This window comes from Kitasatospora sp. NPDC042419 (assembly GCF_056437345.1).
The window spans coordinates 1-15770 of record NZ_JBWKAW010000055.1 but is presented as its reverse complement, the minus strand read 5'-3'; the positions used below and the strand labels follow the sequence as shown (position 1 = coordinate 15770).

1 protein-coding gene is annotated in these 15770 nt (G+C 78.3%); it reads right to left on the bottom strand.

Annotated elements, in window-relative coordinates; genetic code table 11:
• Positions 1–46: 46 nt before the first annotated feature.
• On the bottom strand, positions 47–15607 hold the full coding sequence (locus AC067J_RS42340; RefSeq protein WP_478308181.1) for an SDR family NAD(P)-dependent oxidoreductase: 15561 nt from the start codon (positions 15605–15607) through the stop codon (positions 47–49).
• Between the last annotated feature and the right edge of the window lie 163 nt (positions 15608–15770).

The window sequence follows — 15770 nt, the reverse complement described above, 5'->3', positions numbered from 1 at the left end:
GTCAGCGGTCGGCGGTGAGGTCAGCGGTGAGGTCGGCGGTGAGCGGTCAGCGGTCGGTGCCGTGGTCGATGAAGTCGAACAGGTCCTCGTCGGTGGCCGACCCGAACTTCTCCTCGGCGGCGGGGACTTCGGGACCGGTCCGGTCGTCCGCCCGGCGCTCGGCCAGCTCCCGGAGCCGCTCGGCGGCCTTGGCCCGGTCCTGGTCGTCGAGCAGGGCGAGCATCGCCTCGATCCGGTCGATCTCACCGAGCACGGAGTCCCACGAGACGGTGTGCTCCCGGCGCAGCCGGGCCTGCAGGTGGCGGCCGAGGGCGGCCGCGTTGGGGTGGCTGAAGATCAGCGTGGCGGGCAGCGGGAGCCCGGTCGCGGTCTTCAGCCGGTTGCGGACCGCGAGGGCGGTGAGCGAGTCGAAGCCCAGGTCCTTGAACGCCGTCCCGGGATCGATCTCCTCGGGGTCGGCATGGCCGAGGATCGAGGCGGCGCAGGACCTCACCAGGTCCACCAGGGCCCGCTCCTGCTCGTCGTCCGGCAGGCCGAGGAGCCGTTCGAGGAGCACTGGGGCGGGTTCGGCCGCGCCGTCAGCGCCGGGGCCGCGCCTGGCACCCGTCACCAGCCCGCCCAGCAGCGGCGACACGCCGGGGTCGCCGCGGCGCACGGCCGCGGTGTCGGCGCGGAGCGGTGCCAGGGCGGCCTCCGGGCGGGTCAGCGCCTCGTCGAGCAGGGACCGGACCTGCTCCTCGGTGAGCGGCAGCAACCCGCCGTGGCGGGCGCTCCCCGTTCCTTCCCGACCGGCGTCCGCCTGGTCCGCACCGGTCTGCTCCCCGCCTTCGACGCCTTCCCCTCCTTCCCCTCCGACACCGTCACCGGACGCCGCGGCGTCCGGTGCGGCCCACGGGCCCCAGGCGAGCGCGAGGCCGGGAAGCCCCCGGGCCCGCCGGTGCTGGGCCAGCGCGTCGAGGAAGGCCGCGCCCGCGGCGTGCTCCGCCGCGCCGTCCCCGGTCCGGCCGGCCTCACCGGTCAGGCCGGTCGGACCGGTCAGTCCGGCCACCGAGGTGTGCAGGACGAACGCGGAGAGGCCGAGCTCGCGGGTCAGTTCGTGCAGGTGCCACGCACCGTCGACCGCCGGGCGCAGCCCCGCGTCCCCCCGGTGCGGTGCCGGGGCGGCGCCCTCCTCGGTACCCGCGTCGGCCCCGAGCGCGGTCACCCCGAGCCCGGTCGCCCCGGTCACCCCGAGCGCGGTCGCCCCGGCCGCCCCGGCCGCCCCGGCCGGCGTGGCTCCGGCCGCGTGCACGACGGCCCGCAGCGGGTGTTCCGCCGGGACGGCGGCGAGCACCCGGGCCAGGGCGTCCCGGTCCGCGACGTCGCAGACGGTCACCTCGACCGCCGCACCGAGCGCGAACAGTTCCGCCGCCAGCTCCGTCACCCCCGGTGTGGCCGCCCCGTGACGGCTCGCCAGCACCAGGCGGCGGACGCCGTGCGCGGTCACGAGCTGCCGGGCCGTCGTGGCGCCCACGCGCTCCTCGGCGCCCGTCACCAGGACCGTGCCGTCCGTCGGGAAGGCGGGGCCGGCGGCCTCGGCGGCGGGGACCCGGCTCAGCACCGGGACCAGCAGCCGGCCGCCGCGCACCGCGAACTCGGCCGCTCCGGCAGCCGCGCTCCCGGCACCCGGCTCCGCCGCGGCGTTCTCCACGGCCGCCGCGAGGGCCTCCGCGGAGGCCTCGTGGTCGTCGAGGTCGGCGAGGACGATCCCCGCCGGGTGCGCGGACCGGGCCGCACGGACGAGCCCCCACAGGGCCGCCGCCCCGGGATCGGCGACGCGGTCGCCGAGTTCGGCGAAGACCGCGCCGCGGGTGGCCACCACGAGGCGGGTGCCGGCGAACCGCCGGTCCGCCGCGTGGTCGCGCAGCGCCGTGAGCACGGCGCGCACCGAGGCGCGCACCGCGTCCGGGGCGCTGCCGCCGCCCGGAGCACCGTCCTCGTCCGGGGTGCCGGGCACGACCAGGGCGATCCGGTCGGGCACCGGTGCGCCCGCGTCCACCGCGGCGGCCAGGCCGGACCAGTCCGGGTGGACGGCCGCCCCGGTCACGCGGGCCAGGCCGTCGGCCGGACCGTCGGCCTGGCCCTGGGTCGGGCCGTCGGTCAGGCCCAGGACGGCCCAGCCGCCCCCGCCCCCGTCCCCGCTCCGGCCCGCCCCGCCGCGCGGCTGCGTCGACTGCGTCGACTGCGTCGCCGCGACCCACTCCAGCCGGGTGAGCACGGGCCGTTCGCCGCCCGCCGCGCGCAGCTCCCGCGCGGACCACGGGCGCAGCCCGACCGCCTCCGCGGTCGCGACCGACCGCCCGGTCTCGTCGGCGAGCCCGACCGACAGGGTGTCGGCGTCCGTGACGCGCAGGGTCACCCGCGCGGCCGGCAGCGGGCCCGGGACGACGGTGACGCCGCGCCAGGAGGACACCAGCCGGACGCGGCCGGGCACCGGCTGCGCCCCGTCCCCCGCCGGCTCCGGGGCGAGTCCGTACACGGCGGGCTCCAGCAGGGCCGGGTGCAGGTCGAGCCGGGCGGTGTCCTGGCCGTCGCCGCCGTGGGCGAGTTCGGCGAAGAGCTCCTCGCCGCGCCGCCAGGCCGCCCGCATCCCCTGGAAGGCGGGGCCGAGCCGGAGGCCCGAGCGGGTGAGGCGCTCGTAGGTGTCGGCGACGGACACCGGGGTGGCGCCGGTCGGCGGCCACTGCTCGGGCCGGCCCGCCGGGCGGTGGGTGCCGGGGGCGACGGTGCCGGAGGCGTGCCGGGTCCACGGTGCGTCGGCGGGTGCGTCCTCGGGCCGCGAGTGCACGGTGAGGGCCCGGGTTCCCGCGCCGTCGGGCCCGGCCAGGGTGACCTGGAGCCGCACGCCGACCGTCTCGGGCAGCACCAGCGGGGTGTGGACGGTCAGGTCCTCGACGACCGGGCAGCCGGCCTCGCCGCCGGCCCGGAGCGCCAGGTCCACCAGCAGGGTGCCGGGGACGACGGCCGCGCCGAGGGCGGCGTGGTCCGCCAGCCAGGGGTGGGAGGTGGTCGACAGCCGTCCGGTGAACAGGGTGCCGGAGCCGTCGGCCAGGTCGACGCCGGCGCCCAGGACCGGGTGCTCGACCGCGAACTGCCCCCAGCCCGCGCCCCCGCCCCCGGCGGCCGCGGCGCCGGCCGCCTCGACCCAGTGCCGGCGGCGCTGGAAGGCGTAGGTCGGCAGGTCGACCCGGGTGGCGTCCCGGTGGCCGACCAGCCCCGCCCAGTCGACCGGCAGGCCGCGCCCGAAGGCGTCGGAGAGCGCGGTGACCAGCCGGTCCGGTCCGCCGTCGTCGCGCCGCAGCGTCCCCAGGACGGCGCCGGTGACGCCGAGGTCGTCGAGGGTGTCACCGAGCGGCACCACCAGGCCCGGGTGCGGGCTGCACTCGACGAAGGCGTCGTGGCCGTCGGCGGCGGCCGCTCCGATCGCCGTCTCGAAGCGGACGGTGCGGCGCATGTTCTCGAACCAGTAGGCGGCGTCGAGCGGGGTCCGCTCGTCGACGGCCGCGCCGGTGACGGTCGAGTACATCGGGATCCGGCCCGGCAGCGGCCGCAGGTCCGCCAGCAGGCGGGTGATCTCCGCGTGGGCGGCGTCCATCTGCGGCGAGTGCGAGGCGTACGCGGCGGGCACCCAGCGGGCCCGGGTGGATTCGCCCTCGCACCGTTCCATGATCGCGGCGAGCGCCCCGGTGTCCCCGGAGAGCACGACGTTGGTCGGGCTGTTGACGGCGCCGACCGACACCACGTCACCGGCGCCCGCCTCGGCGATCAGTTCGCGGGCGCGTTCGGCCGTCACGGCCACCGCGAGCAGTCCGCCGCGGCAGGCGTCGACCGCCTGCACGGCCCGGACCCGCATCACGGCGACCCGGGCGGCGTCCGCCAGCGAGAGCAGCCCGGCGACGTACGCGGCGGCGGCCTCGCCCTGGGAGTGGCCGATGACGGCGGCCGGGCGCACCCCGCACGACTCCCACCACCGGGCGAGTCCGACCATCACGGCGAACAGCACCGGGTGCAGCACCTCGACCCGGGCGAGGGTCGCGGCCGTCTCCTCGTCGGTGCCGCGCAGCACGTCGAGCAGCGACCAGCCCTCGGCCGCGACCAGCGGGTCGATCGCGGCCGCGCACTCGGCCACCGCCTCGGCGAACACCGGTGAGGTCTCCAGCAGTCCGGCCGCCATGCCGAGCCACTGCGAGCCCTGGCCGGGGAAGACGAAGACGGGCCCGGGGCCGGAGGACACCGCGCCCGTGGGCGCTCCCCCGCCGTCGGCGAGCCCGCTGAGCCCGCTGAGCCCGCTGAGTCCGGCGAGGGCGGCGAGTCCGGTGAGCAGCTCCGCGGTGTCCCGCCCGCGGACCACCGCGCGGTGGTCGAAGACGGCGCGGCCGGACGCCAGCGACCAGGCCACGTCGGCGGGGTCGGCCTCCGGGTGCCGCAGGGCCCAGGCGTGCAGCCGGGCGGCCTGGGCGCGGAGCGCCTCGGCGGTGCGGGCCGACAGCGGCCAGGGGACGACGCCGGCCACGCCGCGGGCCTGCGCGGCGGCGCCCGGCGCGGCGCTGTCCGGCGCGGCAGCCTCCGGCCCCGTGGTGTCTGGCCCCGTGGTGTCCGGCCCCGGGGTGTCCGGCAGGGCGGCCCGGTCCTCGGCGGGGGCCTGTTCGAGGATGACGTGCGCGTTGGTGCCGCTGACCCCGAAGGACGAGACGCCCGCCCGGCGCGGCCGGTCCAGCTCGGGCCACGGACGGCGTTCGGTGACCAGGGCGACGTGCCCCGCCGTCCAGTCCACGTGCGGGGTCGGCTCGTCGACGTGCAGGGTGGGCGGCAGCTCGCCGTGGCGCATGGCGAGCACCATCTTGAGCACGCCCGCGATCCCGGCGGCGGACTGCGTGTGGCCGATGTTGGACTTGATCGACCCGAGCCAGAGCGGGTTCTCGGCGGTGTGCTCCCGCCCGTAGGTGGTGAGCAGTGCCTGCGCCTCGATCGGGTCGCCGAGCCTGGTCCCGGTGCCGTGCGCCTCGACGGCGTCGACGTCCGCGGGCGTGAGCCGCGCGTTGGCCAGTGCCTGCCGGATGACCCGCTGCTGGGAGGGGCCGTTGGGCGCGGTGAGCCCGTTGGACGCGCCGTCCTGGTTGACGGCGGAGCCGCGGACGACCGCGAGCACCCGGTGGCCGCGGCGGCGGGCGTCGGAGAGCCGCTCGACGAGCACCAGCCCGACGCCCTCGCCCCAGCCGGTGCCGTCGGCGGCCGACGCGAACGGCTTGCAGCGGCCGTCGGCGGAGAGGCCGCGCTGGCGGCTGAACTCGACGAAGGCCTGCGGGGAGGTGAGCACCGCGACGCCGCCCGCGAGCGCGAGGTCGCACTCGCCGGAGCGCAGCGCGTTGGCCGCGAGGTGCAGGGCGACCAGCGAGGACGAGCAGGCGGTGTCGACCGTCACCGCGGGCCCTTCGAGACCGAGCACGTAGGAGACGCGGCCGCTGATCACGCTGGTAGCGGTGCCGGTGAGCAGGTAGCCCTCCTGGCCCTCGGCGAGCGCCCCGGAGGTGCCGGTGTGGTAGTCCGCGGCCATCGCGCCGACGAAGACGCCGGTGCTGCTGCCGCGCAGCGAGGTGGGATCGATGCCGGCGTGTTCGAGGGTCTCCCAGGCGGTCTCCAGCAGCACCCGCTGCTGGGGGTCCATCGCGGCGGCCTCGCGCGGGGAGATGCCGAAGAACTCGGCGTCGAACCGGACGGCGTCGTCGAGGAACCCGCCTTCGCGCACGTAGGACTTGCCGGCCCGGTCCGGGTCGGGGTCGTAGAGGGTGTCGAGGTTCCAGCCGCGGTCGTCGGGGAACGGCGTGACGGCGTCGGCGCCGTCGGCCAGCAGGCGCCACAGGTCGTGTTCGTCGGCGACGCCGCCGGGGTAGCGGCAGCCGGTTCCGACGATGACGACGGGGTCGTCGTCGGTGCCGGGTGCGCCCGCCGCGGGGAGTGCGGCGACCGGGGCGGCGGCCGGGAGGCCGAGCAGTTCGGCGCCGATGTGCTCGGCGAGCGCGTCCGGGGTCGGGTGGTCGAAGACCAGGGTGACGGGGAGCCGGAGTCCGGTCGCGGCGGCGATCCGGTTGCGCAGTTCGACCGCGGTGAGCGAGTCGAAGCCGAGGGCCTTGAACGGCCGGGTCCGGCCGATCGCCTCGGGCGTGCCGTGGCCGAGGACGGCCGCGGTCTCCTGGCGGACGAGGACCGACAGGGTCTGCCGGCGCCGGTCCTCGGAGAGCCGGGCGAGGCGCTGTGCGAACGACGCCGCGTCCGGGTCGGGGCCGGCGGCGGCCCGGCGCGGCCGGGGGCGGACCAGGTCGCGGAGCAGCGCGGGCACCTCGCCGGTGCCGCGCAGCGCGTCGAGGTCCAGCCGGGCGGGTACCACGGTGGGCCGGTCGGCGGTGCGCGCGGTGTCGAAGAGGGCGAGCGCGTGGTCGCTCTCCAGGGCGCTGACGCCGGTGCGGGCGATGCGGTCGAGGTCGGCGCGGTCGAGGCGGCCGGTCATGCCGCTGGCCTGGGCCCAGAGGCCCCAGGCGAGCGAGGTGGCGGCGAGGCCGCGGGCGCGGCGGTGGTGGGCGAGTGCGTCGAGGAAGGCGTTGGCGGCGGCGTAGTTGGCCTGTCCGGCGCCGCCGAAGGTGCCGGCCATCGAGGAGAACAGCACGAACTCGGCGAGGTCGAGGTCGCGGGTGAGGTCGTGCAGGTTCCACGCGGCGTCGGCCTTCGGGCGGAGCACCCGGCCGAGCTGTTCGGGGGTGAGCGCGTGGAGGGCGGCGTCGTCGATCGCCCCGGCGGCGTGGACGACGGCGGTGAGCGGGTGGGCGTCCGGCACGGAGGCGAGCAGCGCGGCGAGCGCCGTCCGGTCGGCGGCGTCGCAGGCCTCGATCCGGACGTCGGCGCCCAGGGCGGCGAGTTCGGCGGCGAGTCCGGCCGCGCCCTCGGCGTCCGGGCCGCGGCGGCTGGTCAGCAGCAGGCGGCGGGCGCCGTGCTCCGTGACGAGCCGGCGGGCGAGCAGCGCGCCGAGGGTGCCGGTGCCGCCGGTGATCAGGACGGTGCCGTCGGGGTCGGCGGCCGGGCCGGCGACGGTGGGCGGCAGGGTCAGCACGATCTTGCCGGTGTGCCGGGCCTGGCTGAGGTGGCGGAAGGCGGCGGCCGCGTCGCGGACGTCCCAGGTGGTGACGGGCAGGGGTTGCAGCGAGCCGTCGGCGAACAGGGCACCGAGTTCGGCCAGCATCTCCCGGATGCGGTCGGCTCCGGCGTCCATGAGGTCGAACGCGCGGTAGTCGGTGCCGGGTCGTGCGGCGGTCACCTCCTCGCGGTCGCGGATGTCGGTCTTGCCCATCTCCAGGAAGCGGCCGCCGGGGCCGAGCAGCCGCAGCGAGGCGTCGACGTAGTCGTGCGCCAGCGAGTTGAGGACGATGTCGAAGCCGCGTCCGTCGCGGGCCGTGCGGAACTGCTCCTCGAAGCCGAGGTCGCGCGAGGAGGCGATCCGCCGGTCGTCGAGGCCCTGGCCGCGCAGGGTGGGCCACTTGCCGGGCGACGCGGTGCCGTGGACGTCCAGGTCCCAGTGCCGGGCGAGCTGGACGGCCGCCATGCCGACGCCGCCGGTCGCGGCGTGGACGAGCAGCGATTCGCCGGGCCGCACGCCGGCGAGGTCGACCAGGCCGTAGTAGGCGGTGAGGAACACCACCGGGACGGAGGCGGCCTGCGGGTAGGTCCAGCCGTCGGGCACCGGTGCGAGCAGTCGGCGGTCGGCGACGGCGAGCGGACCGGTGCCGCCCGAGAACAGGCCCATGACCCGGTCGCCGGGGGCCAGGTCGTGGACGTCGGAGCCGACTTCGAGGACGACGCCGGCGCCTTCGCCGCCGGGCGGGCGGGTGTCGGCGACCATGCCGAGGGCGACCACGACGTCCCGGAAGTTGAGTCCGGCGGCCCGCATCGCGACCCGGACCTCGCCGGGGGCGAGCGGCCGGGCGCCGTCCGGGTTCGGGGCGAGGGTCAGGCCGTCGACGGTCCCGGTGCCGAGCAGGTCGAGGCGCCACGCACCGGTGCCGGCGGGGGCGGTCAGGCGGGCGTCCGGGCCGGTCCGGGCGAGCCGGGGAGCCGCGAAGGTGCCTGCCCGGGCGGCGAGTTGGGGCTCACCGGCGGCGAGGGCCGCACCCAGGGCGGCGAAGCCGCCGGGGTGGCCGTCGAGGTCGGCGAGCACGATCCGGCCGGGGTTCTCGGTCTGGGCCGAGCGGACCAGGCCCCAGACGGCCGCGGCGGCGAGGTCGTGCACGGCCTCGCCGTGCGGGCCGGGCACGGCGCCCCGGGTGAGCACCACCAGCGGGGTGGTGGCGAACCGTTCGGTGCCGAGCCAGGTCTGGAGCAGGTCGAGCACCCGCCGGGTCGCGGCGTGCGCGGCTTCGGCGGGGTGGTGGCCGGCGGCTGCGGGGCCGTCGCCGGGGTGGGCGCCGTCCGCGTGGGCACCGAGGTGGGCGCAGGTGATCGCGACCACGTCGGGGAGCGGATCGGCGGGGTCGAACGCCGCCAGGTCGGGCAGCGCGGCGACGGCCGCACCGGCGACGCGCAGCGCGGCGACGGCGCCGAGCTCGTCGGGCCCGACCACCGCCCAGCTGCCGAGCGGGTCGTCCTCCGGCAGGGCGAGGGCCGGCCAGTCCAGGTGGAACAGGTCGTCGGTCGCGTCGCTCCGGACGGGCGCGAGCGCCTCGGCCGTCACGGGCCGGGAGACCAGCGAGGCGACGCTGGCGACGGGCGCGCCGGTCGGGTCGCTGAGGGCCAGCGAGACGGCGTCCGGGCCGCTGCGGGTGAGCCGGACGCGCAGCGTCCGGGCGCCGACGGCGTGCAGGCGCACGCCCGTCCAGGCGAACGGCAGTCCGACGCCGGCGCCTGTTCCGGTGCCTGTGCCTGTGCCTGTGTCGCCGTCGCCGTCGCCGTCGAGCGCGCCGGCGGTGTGCAGGGCGGCGTCGAGCAGGGCGGGGTGGAGCGCGAACCGGGCGGCGTCGGCACCGTCCCCGGCGAGGGCGACCTCGGCGAGGACCGCGTCCCCGTGCCGCCAGGCGGCGCGCACCGCGCGGAACAGCGGCCCGTACCCGTAGCCGGCGCCGGCCAGCCGCTCGTACAGGCCGTCGGTGTCCAGCGGGACGGCGCCGGCGGGCGGCCAGGCCTCGGCCGCGCCGGGCCGGGGCTCCTCGTCCGGGCCCGCGGGCGCCAGGACTCCGCTCGCGTGCCGGGTCCACGGTCCCGCCGTCGCGGTGTCCGGGCGCGAGTGGACGGTGAGCGCGCGGCGGCCGTGCGCGTCCGGGCCGTCGAGGAGGACCTGCAGCTGGACGGCGCCCCGGGCCTCCAGGGTCAGCGGCGCCTCCAGGGTGAGCTCCTCGACCACCGCGCAGTCGGCCAGGTCGCCCGCCCGGAGGGCGAGTTCGACGAAGGCGGTGCCCGGCAGCAGGACCGTGCCGAGGACGGCGTGGTCGGCGAGCCACGGGTGGGAGTGCAGCGAGACCCGGCCGGTCAGGATGTGCCGGTCGCCCTCGGCGGGCGCGACGGCGGCGCCGAGCAGCGGGTGGTCGGCGGAGCGCAGGCCGAGCCCCTCGGCGTTCGCGGCGGCCGGGGCGGCCTCCAGCCAGTAGCGCTCGCGCTGGAACGCGTAGGTGGGCAGTTCGGTGCGACGCGGTGCGCGGCCCGCGAGGAGCGCGGACCAGTCGACGGGGACGCCGCGGACGTACAGGCTCGCGGCCGCCGTGAGGAAGCGGCCGAGGGTGTCGGCGTCGCGCTGGAGCGAGCCGACGACCAGGGCGTCCGGCGCCGGGTCCTGCGCGGTCTGCTCGACGGCGGGGGCCATCACCGGGTGCGGGCTGGTCTCGACGAGCACCGTGTACCCGTCGCGCAGCAGCGACCGGGTGGCCCGCTCGAACTCGACGGTCGCGCGCAGGTTCCGGTACCAGTACTCGGCGTCGAGCTCCGCGCCGTCCACCGGTTCGCCGGTGACCGTGGAGTAGAACGCGACCGCCGGGGTGGCCGCCGGGCCGATGTCGCCGATGGCGGTGAGGAGTTCCTCGCGGACGGCCTCCACGGCGGCGGAGTGCGCCGCGTAGTCGACCGGGAGGCGGCGGGCGCGGACACCGTCCGCCTCGCACCGGGCGCGCAGTTCGTCGAGCGCGTCGGCGTCCCCGGAGACGACCACGGCGTCCGGTCCGTTGACGGCCGCGACGCCCAGGCGCCCGGGCCACTCGGCGATCAGCCGCCCGGCGAGGTCGGCCGAGGTGCCGAGCGACATCATGCCGCCGCCGCCCGCGATCGCCCGCAGAGCGCGGCTGCGGAGGGCGACGATCCGGGCCGCCTCCTCCAGGGTGAGCGCGCCGGCCACGTGGGCCGCGGCGATCTCGCCCTGCGAGTGGCCCACCACGGCGGCCGGTTCGACGCCGAGCGCGCGCCACATCGCGGCCACCGACACCATGACGGCGAACAGGGCCGGCTGGACGACGTCGACACGGTCGAGCGAGGGGGCGCCGGGCCGCTGCCGCAGCACGTCGACCAGTGACCAGTCGGTGTGCGGTGCGAGGGCGGCGTCGCACGCCCGGATGTGTTCGGCGAAAACCGGGGACTCGTCGAGGAGCCGGGCGCCCATCCCGGTCCACTGCGAGCCCTGTCCGCCGAACACGAACGCCGTCCGGCCGGGCTGTCCGGGGGCGCCGGTGACCAGGGCGGCGTGTGCCGCCTCGGTGCTCAACGCGTCCAGTCCCGCGAGGAGTTCGGCGGGATCGGCCGAGACGAGCACGGCCCGGTGGTCGAGCGCGGACCGGGTGGTCGCGAGGGCGTGGGCGACGTCGGCGGCCCGGAGGCCGGGGTGCGCCGCCAGGTGGTCGCGAAGTCGGCCGGCCTGTGCCCGCAGGGCGGCGGGGGTGGCGCCGGAGACCGGCCAGGCGAGCGCCGCCGGGGTGCCGGTGGCGGGGTCGGTGGCGGGGTCGGTGACGGGGTCGGCGGCCGTGCCGTCGGGGGCGGGGCCGGTGGTGGAGCCGGGGGCTGTGCGGTCGGGTTCCCCGGCCGGGTCGCCCTGTTCGAGGATGACGTGGGCGTTGGTGCCGCTGACGCCGAACGAGGACACCCCGGCGCGGCGCGGCCGGCCCGCGTCGGGCCACGGAGCCGGCTCGGTCAGCAGCTCCACCGCGCCAGCCGACCAGTCGACGTGCGGCGAAGGCTCGTCCACGTGCAGGGTGGCGGGCAGCTCGGCGTGCCGCATCGCCATGATCATCTTGATCACGCCGGCGACACCCGCCGCGGCCTGGGTGTGTCCGATGTTGGACTTCACGGACCCCAGCCGGAGCGGCCGTCCGTCGGCGCGCCCGGCCCCGTACGTGGCGAGCAGCGCGTGCGCCTCGATCGGGTCGCCCAGCGGGGTGCCCGTGCCGTGCGCCTCGACCGCGTCCACGTCGGCCGGGCCGAGCCCCGCCTGGGCGAGCGCGTCGCGGATCACCCGTTCCTGGGCGAGGCCGTTCGGGGCGGACAGGCCGTTGCTCGCGCCGTCCTGGTTGACCGCGCTGCCCCGGACCACGGCGAGCACGGGGTGCCCGTTGCGCCGCGCGTCCGACAGCCGCTCGACGAGGAGCAGGCCGATCCCCTCCGACCAGGCGGTACCGTCGGCGCCGGCCGCGAAGGACTTGCAGCGGCCGTCGGGTGCGAGGCCCCGCTGGCGGGAGAACTCGACGAAGGTCGCCGGGCTCGACATGACCGTCACGCCGCCGGCCAGGGCGAGGTCGCACTCGCCCTGGCGCAGCGCCTGGGCGGCCAGGTGCAGCGCCACCAGGGAGGAGGAGCACGCCGTGTCGACCGTCACCGCCGGGCCCTCCAGGCCCAGGGTGTAGGCGACCCGGCCCGAGGCGATGCTGCCCGCGCTGCCGTTGCCGAGGTAGCCGTCCACGCCCTCCGGCGCGGTGGTCAGCCGGGACGCGTAGTCGGCGTACATCAGGCCCGCGAACACGCCCGTGCGGCTGCCGCGCAGCGACTTCGGGTCGATTCCCGCGCGTTCGGCCGCCTCCCAGGAGGCCTCCAGCAGCAGGCGCTGCTGCGGGTCCATGGCGAGCGCCTCGCGCGGCGAGATCCCGAAGAACGCCGGGTCGAACCGGTCGGCGTCGTACAGGAAGCCGCCCTCGCGGACGTACGAGGTGCCGGCGTGGTCCGGGTCCGGGTGGAACAGGTTCTCGACGTCCCAGCCCCGGTTGTCGGGGAACGCCGCGATGGCGTCGGTGCGGTCCCGCACGAGCCGCCACAGGTCCTCCGGGCCGGTCACCCCGCCCGGGTAGCGGCAGCTGACCGCCACGATCGCGATCGGCTCGTCCGTCGCGGCCCCGGCCTTCGCCGCCCCGGCCTTCGCCGCCGCGGCGCGCGGCCGCGCCGGCAGGTCCAGCAGTTCGGCGCGCAGGTGCCGGCCGAGGGCGTTCGCCGACGGGTGGTCGAAGAGCACCGTCGCGGGCAGCCGCAGCCCGACCGCCCCGTTCAGGCGGTTGCGCAGTTCGAGCGCGGCGAGCGAGTCGAGCCCCAGCTCGCTGAACGCGCGGTCCGGGTCGATCGAACCGCCGCCCCGGTGGCCGAGGACCGCGGCCGCATGGGTGCGGACGAGGTCGACGAGCACCCGCTCCTGCTCGGCCGCCGGGGCCGCGGACAGGCGGCGCAGCAGGGCGCGCCCGGTCTCCGAGCCCCGGCCGGCGCCGGCCCGGCGGTGCGCGGGCAGCAGGTCGCGCAGGACGGGCGGCAGCTCGTCACCGCCGCCGAGCCGGGCCGGGTCGAGCCGGACCGGGGTCAGCACGGCTTCGGGGCGGGCCAGCGCCGCGTCCAGCAGGGCGAGGCCCAGCTCGGCGGAGAGCGGGGCGACCCCGGTCCGGGCCATCCGCTGCCGGTCGGCGGCGCCGAGCCCGGCGGTCAGCGCGCTGTCCTGCTCCCACAGCCCCCACTGGAGCGAGACGGCCGGGAGGCCGAGCGCGCGGCGACGCTGGGCGAGGGCGTCGAGGACGACGTTGGCGGCGGAGTAGCCCGCCTGGCCCGGGTTGCCGATCAGGCCGGCGGCCGAGGAGAAGAGCACGAACGCCTTGAGGGCGGTGCCCGGGGCGGTTCCGGTGCCGGTGCCGGTGCCGGTGGTGGGGCGGGTGGTCAGCTCGTGCAGGTGCAGGGCCGCGTCGGCCTTGGGCCGCAGGACCAGGTCGAGCCGCTCCGGGGTCAGCGACGACACGAGCCCGTCGTCGACGACCGCCGCCAGGTGCACGACCGCCGTGAGCGGGTGCCCGGCCGGGATCCGCGCCAGCACCCGGGCCAGTTCGGCGCGGTCGGCGACGTCGCAGGCGGCGAACTCGACGTGCGCGCCGGCCTCCGCCAGCTCGGCGCGCAGCGCGTCGGCGCCGGCGGCACCGGCGCCGCTGCGGGACACCAGGAGCAGCCGCCGGGCGCCGTGCGCCGTGACGAGGTGCCGGGCGACCAGGGTGCCAAGCGTCCCGGTGCCACCGGTGACGAGCACGGTGCCGCCGTCGGCGAGTCCGAGCCCGTCGGCGGGCGCGGTGACGGGCGCGGTGGCGGGTGCAGGTGCGGGTGCGGGTGCGGGTGCGGCTCCGGCCGGGCGGAGCGGGACGGCGGGCGCCCGCCGGAGCCGCGGCACCAGGAGGCCGGTCCCGCGCAGGGCGGCCTCGGGCAGGCCCGCGGCGGCGGCGAGGGCGTCGAGGCGGGCGTCGAGGCGGGCGGTGTCCGGCTGCGGATCGTCGTGCTGCGGGTCGTCCCGCTGCGGGTCGTCGGCGTCGAGGTCCACGAGTGCGAAGCGGTCGGGGTGTTCGGAGCGCACGGCCCGGAGCAGCCCCCACACGGCGGCGGCGGCGAGGTCGGGGATCCCGGCGGCCGTCCGGTCGGCCCGGCCGGCGGACGCCCCGTCACCCTCAACCCCGTCGTCGCCCGCACCCGCACCTGCACCGGCACCGTTCGCGATCCCGTTCCCGTGCCCGTTCCCGGTGACGACGGCGCCGCGGGTCGCGACCAGGAGCCGCGCATCGGCGAACCGCTCGTCCGCGAGCCAGGCCTGGGCGACGGCGAGCGCGTCGTGCACGGCGGCGTGGACGGCGGCCGGGTCGGTGAGGCCTGCGGGTGGCCCGGTCGGCCCGGCCGGCGGGCGCGGCGCCAGCAGCACGGTGCCGGGGGCGGGTGCCCCGGCGTCGACCGCCGCCGCCAGCGCGGCGAGGTCGGCGTACCGCGGGGCGTCGAAGCGTGCCGCGAAGGCGGCCAGGTCCGCGAACTCCCCGCCGCCCACGACCGCCCAGGCCGCAGCAGGGTCCGCAGTCGGGTCCGAGGCCCCGGCGCCGGCCAGGTCGGCCTCGTCGGCCGGCGACCAGCCGAGGTCGAACAGGTACTCGGCGGCGGGTGCCGTGGCCGTCGGCAGCTGCTCGCGGGTCAGCGCGCGCACCGCCAGCGACTCGACCGAGACGACGGGCAGGCCGGTCCCGTCGACGGCCGCGACGGCGATCGTGTCGGCGCCCAGCGGCAGCAGGCGCACGCGCAGCCCGCGGGCTCCGCCCGTGTGCAACTGCACGCCGCGCCAGGAGAACGGCAGCCGGACCCGGTTCCCCGCGTCCCCGGTGCGTGTGCCGTCGGCCTGGGCTTCATCGGACGGGGCGCCGCCGGCCTGGGCGCCGTCGGACGGGGTGCCGTCGCCCGGTGCGTCCTCGGCCAGGGCCAGGCCCAGCGGGTGCAGGGCCGCGTCGAGCAGCGCGGGGTGCAGGCCGAAGCGGCCACCGGCCGTGGCGGCGTCCTCCGGGAGGGCGATCTCGGCGAAGATCTCGGCCCCGCGCCGCCAGGCCGCCCGGACCCCGTGGAACGACGGCCCGTAGAGCACCCCGGCATCGGCCGCGTCCGCGTAGAGCGCGTCGACCTCGACCGGGGTCGCACCGGCCGGCGGCCATGCGGCGAGGGCGGCGAGGTCCTCCCCCTCGGGCGCGTCGGGGGCGACCGGTGTGTCCGGAGCGTCCGGCGCGGGTGCCAGCGTCCCGGTCGCGTGGAGCGTCCACGGGGCGTCCGGGTGGGAGGCGTCCGGGTGGCCCGGCTCCACGCCGTCGGACCGCTCGGGGCGGGCGTGCACGCCGATCGTGCGGAGGCCCGTCGCATCGGGTGCGCCGACCGTGAGTTGGACCTGCACTCCCCCGTCGGCCGGAACGGCCAGCGGGGCCACCAGGGTCAGTTCCTCGACGCGCGGGCAGCCGAGCCGGCCACCGGCGTGCAGGGCGAGTTCGAGGAAGGCCGTCCCGGGGACGAGCACGGTGTCGAGCACCGCGTGGTCCGCGAGCCAGGGGTGGGTGTCGAGCGCCAGGCGCCCGGTGAGGAGCACGCCGTGGCCGTCGGCGAGGCCGACGACCGCGCCCAGCAGCGGGTGGTCCACCGCGCCCTGGCCGAGCCCGGCCGCGTCACCCGCGCCGGCGCCCGCGTCGAGCCAGAACCGCTGCCGCTCGAAGGCGTACGTCGGCAGGTCGCCCGCCCGGTGGCGCGCCTCGGCGGTGAAGGTACCGGTCAGCGCGGGCCAGTCCACCGCGCCGCCGCGAACGAACACCCGTGCCAGGGCGGCCAGCAGAGTCCGAACCGGGTCGCGGTCGCGGCGTTGGACGGGAATGCCGACCACGTCACTGCCCGCCGTGCACTCCGCCACCATCGCCGTCAACACCGCATCCGGCCCCAACTCCACGAACGTCGACACACCCACCGCCCGCGCAGCC